The organism is Xenorhabdus thailandensis (assembly GCF_037996785.1).
Classification (GTDB): domain Bacteria; phylum Pseudomonadota; class Gammaproteobacteria; order Enterobacterales; family Enterobacteriaceae; genus Xenorhabdus; species Xenorhabdus griffiniae.
Genome location: NZ_JBBMXF010000015.1, coordinates 74066 through 86617 on the forward strand (window position 1 = coordinate 74066; position 12552 = coordinate 86617).

Consider the following 12552-nt stretch of genomic DNA (forward strand, 5'->3'; position numbering starts at 1 on the left):
CGCATTAAACTTCAAGTTGCAATTTACAACACGCTATGAAACTTGATTTCTCCCCGCTTCGCGGGGAGAAATCACATGCATCTTGAAGTTAGATTGGTATATATCACAGTAACCCAGGAAACAAAGATATCGAACTTAATAACAACCAATTTTCGCGTTTATTTTGCTTATCTTTACATAACTTATCGTTGTTCATCGATACAGTCATCATGACTATCAGCGCATTCACCTAAAAATACAATAAATCGAAACTATTTCGGTAAGTCAAATCAATTAACTTAGTGATTACAACTGAGCAACCCCCCTTACCTATAGGCAATGCAATAATAACAAAGTTAATAAATTGTATTTATACAGTTAAATAATTAACCAGTTCTCGTTGATCCAAAAACAATAGCTGAATTGAGTCAGCTTGATGTTTTCATGATCTAAATCACAATGCAAATGCCGGTAAATGGTAAGCTGTATTCAAGACAAAATTTTAAGGAAAGTAACTATTTCTATATTAATCAATTTGTTGAGTAATTTATCACGGCAATTAGCAGTATTTACGATTAAATTCAAATAATTAATCTCATAATTTTATTTAATAAGTTAATAATCTCGCAGCTAATTTCCCTAAAAATATTTAAATTTGTCAGGAGTAATTTTTATGACTGTAGTCCATGTTGCAGAACTCAATGAATTAGTTGCTCGTGTAAAAAAAGCCCAGCAGGAATTTGCCCGATTTTCTCAGGAACAAGTTGACCGAATATTTCGAGCTGCTGCCCTTGCCGCTGCTGATGCCCGTATTCCACTAGCAAAATTGGCCGTATCTGAATCTGGTATGGGCATTGTGGAAGATAAAGTGATCAAAAACCACTTCGCTTCAGAATATATTTATAATGCCTATAAAGATGATAAAACTTGCGGTATCTTATCTGAAGATAATACTTTCGGTACTATTACTATCGCTGAGCCTATTGGTTTAATTTGCGGCATTATTCCAACAACAAACCCAACATCCACTGCTATTTTCAAGGCACTTATCAGCCTGAAAACCCGTAATGGTATTATTTTTTCCCCTCATCCACGTGCCAAGAAAGCGACTAATAGAGCAGCTGAAGTTGTCTTAAAGGCAGCGGTTGAAGCAGGCGCACCAAAGGATATCATTGGCTGGATAGATGAACCTTCCGTTGAACTCTCAAATGCCTTAATGCACCACCCTGATATTAACCTGATTTTAGCAACAGGTGGCCCAGGTATGGTAAAAGCAGCCTATAGTTCAGGCAAGCCCGCTATTGGTGTTGGTGCCGGCAATACTCCTGTCGTGATCGATGAGTCGGCTGATATCAAACGAGCCGTTGCATCTATCCTGATGTCTAAGACGTTTGATAATGGTGTGATTTGTGCTTCAGAACAATCTGTTATCGTCGTTGATTCTGTTTACGAACAAGTACGTGAACGTTTTTCAACTCATGGTGGCTATCTTCTCCAGGGAAAAGAGCTAAAAGCTGTTCAAGATATTATCTTGAAAAACGGCAATTTAAATGCAGCGATTGTTGGCCAACCCGCAATAAAAATTGCTGAATTAGCTGGTATTAATGTTCCTGAAAGCACCAAAATTCTTATTGGTGAAGTTACTCTGGTAGATGAAGCAGAACCCTTTGCCCATGAAAAACTATCACCACTGCTTGCCATGTACCGTAGCAAAAACTTTGAAGATGCGGTCGAAAAAGCCGAGAAATTGGTTGATATGGGAGGTATTGGACATACGTCATGTCTCTATACCGAACAAGATAATCAGGCAGAGCGTATTAAATATTTTGGCGACAAAATGAAGACCGCGCGTATTTTGATCAACACACCTGCATCTCAAGGTGGTATCGGAGATTTGTACAACTTCAAGCTATCTCCTTCTCTGACGTTGGGTTGTGGTTCTTGGGGAGGCAATTCTATTTCTGAAAATGTTGGACCAAAACACTTGATCAATACAAAAACCGTCGCCAAAAGAGCCGAAAATATGTTGTGGCACAAACTTCCAAAATCAATCTATTTCCGACGCGGTTCTCTGCCCATTGCCCTGGAAGAAGTCGCCACCGATGGTGCTAAACGCGCTTTTATTGTGACAGACCATTTCTTATTCAATAACGGTTATGCCGATCAAGTTATTAATGTCTTGAAATCTTATGGCGTTGAAACTGAAGTATTCTTTGAGGTCGAAGCAGATCCAACATTAAGCATCGTTCGCAAAGGTGCTGAACAAATGCATCTGTTTAAACCGGACGTCATCATTGCCCTTGGCGGCGGTTCCCCGATGGATGCAGCTAAAATTATGTGGGTGATGTACGAGCATCCAGAAACGCATTTTGAGGAACTGGCTCTGCGCTTTATGGATATCCGTAAACGTATCTATAAGTTCCCGAAAATGGGTGTGAAAGCTAAATTTGTCGCCATTACCACCACTTCAGGCACGGGTTCAGAAGTCACACCTTTCGCGGTTGTTACCGATGACATAACAGGGCAGAAGTATCCTTTGGCAGACTATGCGCTTACCCCCGATATGGCAATTGTTGACGCGAACCTGGTCATGGATATGCCAAAATCGTTATGTGCCTTTGGTGGCCTAGATGCAGTAACCCATGCATTAGAAGCCTACGTTTCTGTTTTAGCCAATGAATACTCTGATGGGCAGGCATTGCAAGCACTAAACCTGCTAAAAGATTACCTACCTGTTAGTTACCACGAAGGTGGAAAAAACCCCGTTGCCCGCGAACGTGTCCATAATGCTGCCACAATAGCAGGTATTGCCTTTGCTAATGCATTCTTAGGAGTATGCCACTCTATGGCCCACAAACTTGGCTCTGAGTTTCATATCCCACATGGCTTAGCTAATGCACTGTTGATTTGTAACGTAATCCGCTACAACGCCAATGACAATCCGACAAAACAGACTGCTTTCAGCCAATATGACCGCCCACAAGCGCGACGTCGCTATGCGGAAATTGCAGATCATTTGGGGTTAACCTCATCGGGTGATCGTACTGCCGTCAAAATTGAAAAACTATTGGCTTGGCTGGAAGAAATGAAGTCTCAGCTAGACATTCCAGCTTCAATTCGTGAAATAGGTGTGCAAGAAGCTGACTTCCTGGCAAAAATCGACAAGCTTGCAGAAGACGCGTTTGATGACCAATGTACCGGTGCAAATCCGCGCTACCCATTAATCTCTGAGTTGAAACAACTGCTGCTAGATTCTTTTTATGGCCGTAAATTCACCGAAGAGAACAAACCACAGGAGGCAGTAAAACCAAATAGAAAAAATAATAAGAAAGAATAATAAATGATAGTCTGATGGATATAACTTAAAAGGCGTTTGGGTAACCCAACGCCTTTTTATTATTTTATTTTCCAGCCTTCTCAAACCGATATAATTTTAGATTTATTGATTAAAACGGGTGGCGTATTAAACCTTTCTTACCCTGGCTTCACGAATAACATCAGTATAGTGCCTACGACACACAGAGACGTATTTTTCGTTACCACCAATATCAACCTGAGCACCATCGTAAACAACACTGCCATCGCTACTAAAGCGAAGTACACGACTGGCTTTTCTCCCACAATGACAAATTGTTTTTAACTCTACCAATTTATCTGACCACGCGAGAAGATATTCACTTCCGCTGAATAACTCGCCTTGAAAATCTGTCCTTAAACCATAACAAAGAACGGGGATATCATCATAATCTACAATTTCGCAAAGTTGCTCAACATGCTCTTTCGTTAAGAATTGGCATTCATCAATCAAAACGCAATGGACTTTTTCTGCCTCATTTTCCTTTCTGATAAGCTCAGCAATATTTGTTCTTGGTGAAAACAACAAAGCTTCAGCGGATAAGCCAATACGGGAACTAACTTTCCCTTTACCGAATCGAATATCGATTTCTGCTGTAAAGATCAGTGTTCTCATTCCTCTTTCATTATAGTTATAGGAAGACTGCAATAAGGAAGTTGATTTCCCTGCGTTCATGGCAGAATAATAAAAATAAAGCTGAGCCATTGGCCTGTCCATCCTCTTGTCAAATTTAATCAGGCGATATAACAGCACCAGCTTACCACAAATTCTGGTTGAGATTATCCTTGCGATTGTCAAATGTAGAGTAGCAGAAACAAATTAGAACGAATCAGAAAAAATTATTTTCATGATAATCATCACACTTGCGCATATAAAATCAACACCATAAAATACTTCCTGCATACCAAATGAACAAAATTAACATAAAAAGAAAATAATTATTTTTACCCCCATCCTTTGAATATTAATAATCATAGTGGTTTACTTTTGTTCAATTCACCCACCATGATCATAACTAATGGATTACCCATAAAAAAACTTTCATCTCACACTTACTCTTCAACTTATTTCTAGCAAAACAGTTAATGTTTCTTACGGATTGACTATAAATTAGTTTTATACTCTATGTTTTATCCCTTACTAAACTTTACACTATTCTCCTTCACGCTTATTGAAAAATGGTAATCCCAATAGCAGGATTAAAACGCAATATATCGATCACTTCAAAAATTGCATTTTAAAATGACATGTTTTAACCTGAGAAAGTAAATTCACTATTGCAGAAAATAAAATAGCATTCTATTATTATCTCCACATCAGCTATCATCATTATAATTTGAGACCAGGACAATGAGCGAAAATTTAAAATCCTTAAATAACATCCGTACCTTGCGCGCGCAAGCAAGAGAATGTGAACTTAGTACTTTAGAAGAAATGCTGGAAAAACTTACGACTGTTGTTGAAGAACGTCGTGAAGAAGAAAACCAGGTTCGTGTACAATTAGAAGAGCGCACACGTAAACTTCAAGAATACCGTGAAATGCTGGAAAAAGACGGTATTGAATTAAGCGATTTAGTAGATGCCCTAAGTGGCAAAGCTACTGGTAAATCTAAACGTGCTGCTCGTCCAGCAAAATATTCATACGTTGATGAAGGTGAAACTAAAACCTGGACTGGCCAAGGCCGTACACCAGCTGTAATCAAAAAAGCAATTGAAGAAGAAGGCAAAACACTGGACGATTTCCTGATCTAATCAGCTGTTTTGTAAACCTGATAACAAAAATACCCTATCAAGGGTATTTTTGTTTTATGCTTAATATAAACTAACTAGGTTAATTACGGGCTGATGTAAAAACACAGAGAGTTATATTAATAGCTAAGTCGCTTTCATATTTTCGATGTGATAAAAAATAACTTAACACTAAATTAGTTTTTTATTAACATAATCTTATAAAAAAAGGAGCTAATCGCTCCTTTTCCTATTTCTACTGTTACAGTTTTTGATAAAAGCCTAAATACCAATCAGTAAATCGTTTCACCCCTTCCTTTACCGGCGTATTAGGCGAAAAACCAATTTGATTGTAAAGCGCGCTTGAATCTGCACACGTTGACAATACATCACCGTCTTGAATTTCCATAAAGTTTTTCTTCGCTTCAATCCCTAATGAAGTTTCAATAGCTTCAATAAAATCACCCAGTTTTGTCGGTTGTCCATTACCAATATTGTAAACTCTATATGGTGCAGAGCTGGTAGATATTTGTTCAGCTTCAACTGACCAGTCTTTATTAGAAGTAGGAATGATATCCTGCAACCTAACTATAGATTCAACAATGTCATCAATATATGTAAAATCTCTCACCATATTGCCGTAATTATAAACATCAAGCGGCTTACCTTCTAACATGGCTTTAGTGAATTTAAATAAAGCCATATCAGGACGCCCCCACGGTCCATATACAGTAAAAAATCTTAATCCTGTAGTGGGAAGTTGATAAAGATGTGAATAGCTGTGAGACATTAATTCATCAGCCTTTTTCGTTGCTGCATATAAAGAAACAGGATGATCAACGGAGTCATCCGTAGAAAAAGGCTGCTTTTTATTTAAACCATATACTGAACTAGAAGACGCATATAATAGATGCTCTACAGAATGATGGCGGCAACCTTCAAGTATATTGATATGACCGACAATATTGGCATCTATATATGCCATAGGGTTTTGTATTGAATAACGCACCCCTGCCTGAGCCCCTAAATGGATCACTCGCTGAAATTGATGTTTCGCGAACAATTCGGGTATTGCAACTCTGTCAGCCAAGTCTAGTTTTTGAAATTTGAAATTTGAATAAGGGAGTAATAAATTTAATCTCGCCTGTTTCAGGTTAACATCATAATAATCATTGAGGTTATCAATACCAACAACCTCATACCCCATATTCAATAACCGCTGACTAACATGAAAACCTATAAAACCAGCAGAACCTGTCACTAAAAATTTCATATATTAACTCAAATAACTGGTTTGATTGAAGCACCGCGGCCAATGCCATAATAAGTAAAACCTCGCGATTGTACGCGTTCAGGATCATAAAGGTTGCGCCCATCAAAAATCACTGGAGTTTTTAATGAATTCTTAATCACATCAAAATCAGGTGCCCTGAAGTTTTGCCATTCTGTACAGATAATCAAAGCATCAGCACCTTTTAATGCCGCTTCTTTTGTTCCCATTAAAGAGAGTTCATCACGCTGCCCATAAATACGCTGAGCTTCCTGCATAGCCTCAGGATCATACGCCTGAACTTTAGCACCACATTTCCATAACGTTTCCATCAAGACACGGCTCGATGCCTCACGCATGTCATCGGTATTAGGTTTAAATGACAGTCCCCAAATAGCAAATGTCCTGCCCGATAAATCATCACCGAAATGCTGTCTTATAAAAGCAGGCAATTTACTTTTCTGTTCTTCATTAACCTGCTCCACTGCCTGAAGAATTTTTGGCGTATATCCAATTTGTTCAGAAGTCCGGATCAGTGCCTGAACATCTTTGGGGAAACATGAACCGCCATATCCACATCCAGGGTAAATAAAGTGATATCCGATACGTGAGTCGGAACCAATGCCTTGGCGCACATGTTCAATGTCAGCTCCCAGCATTTCTGCCAAATTAGCAATTTCATTCATGAAACTAATTTTTGTTGCCAACATGCAGTTAGCTGCATATTTAGTCAATTCCGCGCTACGGATGTCCATAACTATCATACGATCATGATTACGATTAAATGGTTCATACAATTCACGCATGACATCAACCACATCATCATTATCACAACCAATAATAATGCGTTCAGGCCGCATACAATCAGCAACAGCAGCGCCTTCTTTCAAAAACTCAGGATTAGAAACGACATCAAATGGAAGCTCCAAACTACGCTCGGCCAATGTTGCTTGCATCACTGCCTTAACTTTATCAGCCGTACCCACTGGCACAGTTGATTTGTCAACAACAACTTTGTAACCATCCATATTTTCTGCAATAGTTCTGGCTACAGCAGTAACATACTTAAGATCAGCCGAGCCATCTTCATCAGGAGGTGTGCCTACTGCAATAAACTGTAATTTGCCATGGGCAATACCGGCTTTAGCATCCGTTGTAAAATTCAGCCGCCCTTCAGCATGGTTTTTCTTTACCAAGGGTGTCAAACCCGGCTCAAAAATAGGAATTTGACCATTTTTTAGGTTCTCGACTTTTTTTGCATCAACATCGACACAAAGTACATCATGCCCCACTTCAGCAAATACGGTTGCTTGCACTAAGCCTACGTAGCCAATACCAAATACAGTAACTTTCATATCACACCTTAAAGTACTAGTAGATTATTTTTCAATCTGATTTTGCAAGGCCATGATCCAATCCGTGAATGACTTGCCCAATTCTTTATGTTTCATGCCATATTCAACAAATGCCTGCATATAACCCAACTTATTACCACAATCATGGCTACGGCCTTGTAAGTGATAAGCCTCAACGGGTTCTTTTTCCATCAGCATGGCAATGGCATCGGTCAGTTGTATTTCATCTCCTGCCCCTGGCGCAGTTTTAGCCAATAATGGCCAGATTTTTTCGGATAATACATAACGACCAACAATGGAAAGATTCGATGGCGCTTCTTCTGGTTTTGGTTTTTCAACAACTCGAACAATCGGTTTGCTATCCCCAGGCTGTAAATTTTCCCCCAAACAATCAACAATGCCATAATCTGCGACACTTTCTACAGGGACGGGTTCAACGAGAATTTGGCTTGCACCACGGCTATTGAAGCGTGATAACATTTCGCTCAAATTATATTTTGATAGGTCAGTACTGTACTCATCCAAAATAACATCCGGCAAAATAACAGCAAATGGCTCATCACCAATAAGTGGTTTAGCACATAACACAGCATGCCCCAATCCTTTTGCAATTCCCTGACGGGTTTGCATAATCGTCACATGATTTGGACAAATAGACTGTACTTCGTCCAATAATTGACGCTTAACTCTTCTCTCAAGAATCGCTTCCAACTCAAAGCTGGTATCAAAATGATTTTCTATTGAGTTTTTGGATGAATGTGTCACCAGAATGATTTCATTAATGCCTGCTTTGATACATTCATTAACCACATATTGAATCAGAGGCTTATCCACCAAGGGGAGCATTTCTTTTGGGATGGCTTTGGTGGCTGGCAACATCCGGGTTCCCAAGCCAGCAACAGGTATAACCGCTTTTTTGACCTTTTTATTTATTACTGACACTGACATTAAATCGTCTCCTACTGATATGTTTTCACTGCAAAACTCCTTTACGGCTTAAACGATATCATTAACTCTCAGAAAAAATGATTATAAAAACACACTCATAAAAATAACGGGCACAAGTATACACTAGTTAATTCAACCAAATATACAGTGTGCTAACCTTTGCTCACATTTCAATGATTAGATGTCGGATTGTGCATTTAATCCTATTCAGCAAATACTAATTTGCCTTACAATTAACGATAATCTGCAATCTCTTTAAATAACTGGAGTGATTTTGACAAAAATGTGTCCCTGTGGCAGTACATCTTTCGACCTTTGCTGTAGCCCCTATCTTGAAAACCATTACCCTGCCCCAAATGCTGAATCCCTGATGCGTTCCAGATACAGTGCTTACGTTACACAAAATGCAGACTACCTTATCGCTACCTGGCACCCAGATTGTCAGGCTGAAAATTGGCGTACAGAAATAGAACAAAGTTTTGCCGGTGTACAATGGCTGGGATTAAATGTCCTCGAAACTAATCAAGGGAAACATAATAACGAGGCCTATGTTGAATTTTCAGCTTGCTTTATTGAACAAGGAAAGCAAGATAAGCAATTGATTCATGAGCGTTCACGTTTTTTGCGCATCGATCAACGTTGGTTTTATATAGATGGTATTCGTCCTGAAATAGGCCGAAATAGCCCCTGCCCATGTGGTTCAGGCAAAAAATATAAGAAATGCTGTGATTAAAACAGCATCTAAATATCAAACATCACAACTCACACACAGTGAAAAATATTTGAGGTTCTCGTAATCCATGCAAAACGCAAACATACAAAAAAAAATCTTACGTACGATTTGTCCTGATTCCAAAGGATTGATCGCAAAAATCACAAACATTTGTTACAAACATCAATTAAACATCGTTCAAAATAATGAGTTTGTTGATCATCGTACTGGCCGATTTTTTATGCGTACCGAGCTGGAAGGTGTTTTTAATGACGAAACACTTTTGGCCGATTTGGATGACGCTCTACCTGCAGGTTCAAATCGTGAATTAAATACAGCGGGCCGACGTCGTATCGTTATCATGGTGACAAAAGAAGCACATTGCATTGGCGACATTTTAGTTAAAAGCGCCTATGGTGGATTGGATGTCGAAATTGCTGCTGTCATCGGCAACCATACTACTTTACAAAAATTGGTTGAGCAGTTTGATATCCCATTTCATTACATCAGTCATGAAGGCCTAACCCGAGAACAACATGATGAAGCGTTGATGGACCAGATTGATCAATATAAACCGGATTATGTTGTTCTTGCCAAATACATGCGCGTCTTAACACCCGCATTTGTTCAGCATTACCCAAATCAAATAATCAACATTCATCATTCATTCTTACCCGCATTTATTGGTGCGCGCCCCTACCATCAAGCTTATGAACGTGGTGTGAAAATTATTGGCGCAACGGCTCATTATGTAAATGATCATTTGGATGAAGGACCGATTATCACCCAAGATGTGATAAATGTAGATCATACCTATACAGCTGAAGAGATGATGCGTGCTGGACGTGATGTTGAAAAGAATGTATTGAGCCAAGCATTATACTGGGTATTTTCCCAGCGGGTTTTTGTATATGGTAACCGTACGGTTATTCTCTAATAAACAATCAAGTATCTTGCCTTTAGCTGATTGAGGTGTAATACAGGTACTTTCTATCGATGGTATTACCCAATAGGTTACAACGCGATCATTAAGATCAAAAAGCAATCGAACAATACTTTATGTTCAATTAGCTACTTTACAGCGGCGGTTTATCTGATATGATACCGCTCGCTGTTAACAACAGCATACAATTCAAAATCTGGTGGGGTTCCCGAGCGGCCAAAGGGAGCAGACTGTAAATCTGCCGTCACAGACTTCGAAGGTTCGAATCCTTCCCCCACCACCATCAAAACTCATTTTTTACATAAAAATCCCAAAATGGATCTATTTGTTTTTACCAAACAATAGACTATAGTTTGCTGAATCGTAAAATTGAAATACTATACAATGACTGTGAGTAGAAAATAAGAGATCTCATTTAGTAGAATAGAGAGATGTGTAATTATGCATAGACCAAAGGTGAGGAACGAAATGACACATCATCCTTATCCTTCCTCACCACTATCAAAAATCTTTTCCAAGCTCTTAATGCATTAAGAGATCAACAAATGGTTACCTCATTACTTGCACCAATCGTCGAAATTCATCACTAATCTATTTAAAAAAATCCGTTTAAAAAACTTGGTTGAAGTAAAACAAATCAACAAAAACAAAACACTTCAAATTAACGGATAAACCAATGTCTTCAAAGTTAATGCGTTTAGATAAGCGCCATAGTGGAGCCGGGAAATCAGATAGTTTTATCGTTCATGTAGTCAGTTACTCCATATCGCTGACGGAGTCAATGAAACGATTTAATACGCTTGAATGAGATTTTGATTTGTAGACATAACACTGATTAACTGCATCAGGTCGTGATATTGGAATGAAGCCTAGGCTTTCTCCCTCTTCCAAAGCACCGGAATGAGAATCTGTAATAAAAATATAATCGGTTGACTGAATAAAGTTAAGACAGCATTCTATGCTATCCATTTGTCGGATATTAACTTTTTCTCCATTTTTCATTATTTCCTCTTCCAAATTCTTTATCAAATTGCCTTTGTAGAGCACTGGATCACATAACCATGTTCTTTTTTTCAGCAATTGAATAAAGTCTCCGTTTACTTCATCCAATAGTTCCTTTCGACAGCAGATCCCCAAATTTGGTCCATCAATTTTCCGTACCAGGCTGAATCGGTCACTAAGTATTTTTTCTGAACTTAAAATTATTGTATTGCCCTCATAGTCAACTATTTCATCAATGTTATCATAACTGAAGCGTAATATATTAACTTGAGCATTATTTCTGTCCGCTGCTTTATAAAGCGAAATCAGATGCTTTTTCTTACCCCAATCATGGTATATATTTACAACATTACAAATACTCCCACTAATGTGTTTCTTTGTAATTTCTTTCTCTTTCAAATAAAGCTCTTTTAAGTCATTATATAATTCCACTCCGTCTTTGGTCAGAATCATCCCAAACTTCTCCCTTTTAAACAAGCGCTTTCCTAACGTCGCTTCAAAGTCTTTAATTGATTTAGCGACTGGGGGAGTCGTACGGTTCATCACTCTTGCCGCTTTGCTTAAAGAACCCATTTCCACCACCGCCATGAATGCTTCTAATTTACGAGAAAAAAACATAATTCACCGTTCCTATGTAACTTGTGGCTAAAATAATTTCCTTGAAATGGCCTTCTCATCAGGTAACCGCTAAATCAAACTTGATATTATGAAGGTACAATTTTGTACAATAAAAATAAATATTTTTCAAATGGCATTTATATAAAATGCCAGCCCCTGATGTAATAATGCGGTTTAGATGAATAATATAATTCATCTATATCATGATGAATATTCCACCGTGATTGTAATCCATTAATAAATATAACCATGGTCTACAAGCTCAAATTTCTATCAGAGATTGATTAACTCTTCTACTTTTTCATTAATTAATTTTTGTAACACGCAACATAAAATGAATTCTAAGAATAAAATTCCTCACGGAAAATTATAATATCAAATGTTGAATATAACTTATAATAATTAGTAAATTATTATAAGTTCATTAATTTACTAATCATTTATTTGGTGTCTTTTTATTTTTTAAAAATCGTTTCGATACTTTAAATTCTGGATAATGAGAGTATTATACCCAATATAGTATACATATATGAGTAAAATAGCGAATTATCAAAGTAATTAAGTAAAAATTATTATTTAATAAATAGTTACATCCTTATTTGTATCTGTTAATATTAATTAACATATTCTATAGGTGATTAT

At 37.9% G+C, this 12552-nt stretch carries 9 protein-coding genes and 1 tRNA gene; 5 read left to right on the forward strand and 5 right to left on the reverse strand.

The genetic code is table 11. The features are described 5' to 3' along the window. The first annotated feature begins 652 nt into the window (after positions 1-652). Positions 653-3316 carry a bifunctional acetaldehyde-CoA/alcohol dehydrogenase gene (gene adhE / locus AAC853_RS15410; protein ID WP_340615066.1) on the forward strand — a complete coding sequence of 888 codons (2664 nt, stop codon included), beginning with the start codon at positions 653-655 and terminating at the stop codon, positions 3314-3316. 126 nt (positions 3317-3442) lie between these two features. Here the strand turns inward: adhE and AAC853_RS15415 are convergent, their stop codons facing one another. Then, entirely contained in the window at positions 3443-4039 is a 597-nt protein-coding gene (locus tag AAC853_RS15415; RefSeq protein WP_340615067.1) for a thymidine kinase, read from the reverse strand. Between the two features lie 645 nt (positions 4040-4684). Between AAC853_RS15415 and AAC853_RS15420 the strand changes: the two genes are divergently transcribed. Then, positions 4685-5086 (forward strand): H-NS family histone-like protein, encoded by a 402-nt coding sequence (locus AAC853_RS15420; protein WP_338882405.1) that lies wholly within the window; start codon positions 4685-4687, stop codon positions 5084-5086. Positions 5087-5324: 238 nt separating this feature from the next. Here the strand turns inward: AAC853_RS15420 and AAC853_RS15425 are convergent, their stop codons facing one another. The 3 genes from AAC853_RS15425 to galU are packed head-to-tail and all read right to left on the reverse strand — an operon-like array spanning position 5325 to position 8635. After that, complete coding sequence (locus tag AAC853_RS15425) at positions 5325-6335, reverse strand: NAD-dependent epimerase (RefSeq protein WP_340615068.1); 1011 nt, start codon at positions 6333-6335, stop codon at positions 5325-5327. 8 nt (positions 6336-6343) lie between these two features. Continuing rightward, positions 6344-7687, reverse strand: a complete 1344-nt coding sequence (locus AAC853_RS15430; RefSeq protein ID WP_340615069.1) for a UDP-glucose dehydrogenase family protein — start codon at positions 7685-7687, stop codon at positions 6344-6346. A gap of 24 nt (positions 7688-7711) precedes the next feature. Then, on the reverse strand, positions 7712-8635 hold the full coding sequence (gene galU, locus AAC853_RS15435) for a UTP--glucose-1-phosphate uridylyltransferase GalU (protein WP_422824232.1): 924 nt from the start codon (positions 8633-8635) through the stop codon (positions 7712-7714). A 274-nt stretch (positions 8636-8909) separates the two neighbouring features. On the opposite strand from galU, the gene AAC853_RS15440 reads away from it, so the two are divergent. The 3 genes from AAC853_RS15440 to AAC853_RS15450 all read left to right on the forward strand — a co-directional run bounded on the left by AAC853_RS15440 (position 8910) and on the right by AAC853_RS15450 (position 10573). After that, positions 8910-9368, forward strand: coding sequence for a YchJ family protein (locus tag AAC853_RS15440; protein WP_340615070.1), 459 nt, complete (start codon positions 8910-8912; stop codon positions 9366-9368). 67 nt (positions 9369-9435) lie between these two features. After that, entirely contained in the window at positions 9436-10284 is an 849-nt protein-coding gene (gene purU, locus AAC853_RS15445) for a formyltetrahydrofolate deformylase (RefSeq protein WP_340615071.1), read from the forward strand. 204 nt (positions 10285-10488) lie between these two features. Continuing rightward, positions 10489-10573: transfer RNA gene (locus AAC853_RS15450), tRNA-Tyr, on the forward strand. A 473-nt stretch (positions 10574-11046) separates the two neighbouring features. On the opposite strand, the gene AAC853_RS15455 is transcribed toward AAC853_RS15450, so the two are convergent. Continuing rightward, complete coding sequence (locus tag AAC853_RS15455) at positions 11047-11910, reverse strand: helix-turn-helix domain-containing protein (RefSeq protein ID WP_338882412.1); 864 nt, start codon at positions 11908-11910, stop codon at positions 11047-11049. Between the last annotated feature and the right edge of the window lie 642 nt (positions 11911-12552).

What these genes read in the sequence shown, in the direction of transcription:
- adhE (WP_340615066.1), top strand. Translation starts at nt 653, where the DNA reads ATGACTGTAGTCCATGTTGCAGAACTCAATGAATTAGTTGCTCGTGTA.
- AAC853_RS15415 (WP_340615067.1), bottom strand. Translation starts at nt 4,039, where the DNA reads ATGGCTCAGCTTTATTTTTATTATTCTGCCATGAACGCAGGGAAATCA.
- AAC853_RS15420 (WP_338882405.1), top strand. Translation starts at nt 4,685, where the DNA reads ATGAGCGAAAATTTAAAATCCTTAAATAACATCCGTACCTTGCGCGCG.
- AAC853_RS15425 (WP_340615068.1), bottom strand. Translation starts at nt 6,335, where the DNA reads ATGAAATTTTTAGTGACAGGTTCTGCTGGTTTTATAGGTTTTCATGTT.
- AAC853_RS15430 (WP_340615069.1), bottom strand. Translation starts at nt 7,687, where the DNA reads ATGAAAGTTACTGTATTTGGTATTGGCTACGTAGGCTTAGTGCAAGCA.
- galU (WP_422824232.1), bottom strand. Translation starts at nt 8,635, where the DNA reads ATGTCAGTGTCAGTAATAAATAAAAAGGTCAAAAAAGCGGTTATACCT.
- purU (WP_340615071.1), top strand. Translation starts at nt 9,436, where the DNA reads ATGCAAAACGCAAACATACAAAAAAAAATCTTACGTACGATTTGTCCT.
- AAC853_RS15455 (WP_338882412.1), bottom strand. Translation starts at nt 11,910, where the DNA reads ATGTTTTTTTCTCGTAAATTAGAAGCATTCATGGCGGTGGTGGAAATG.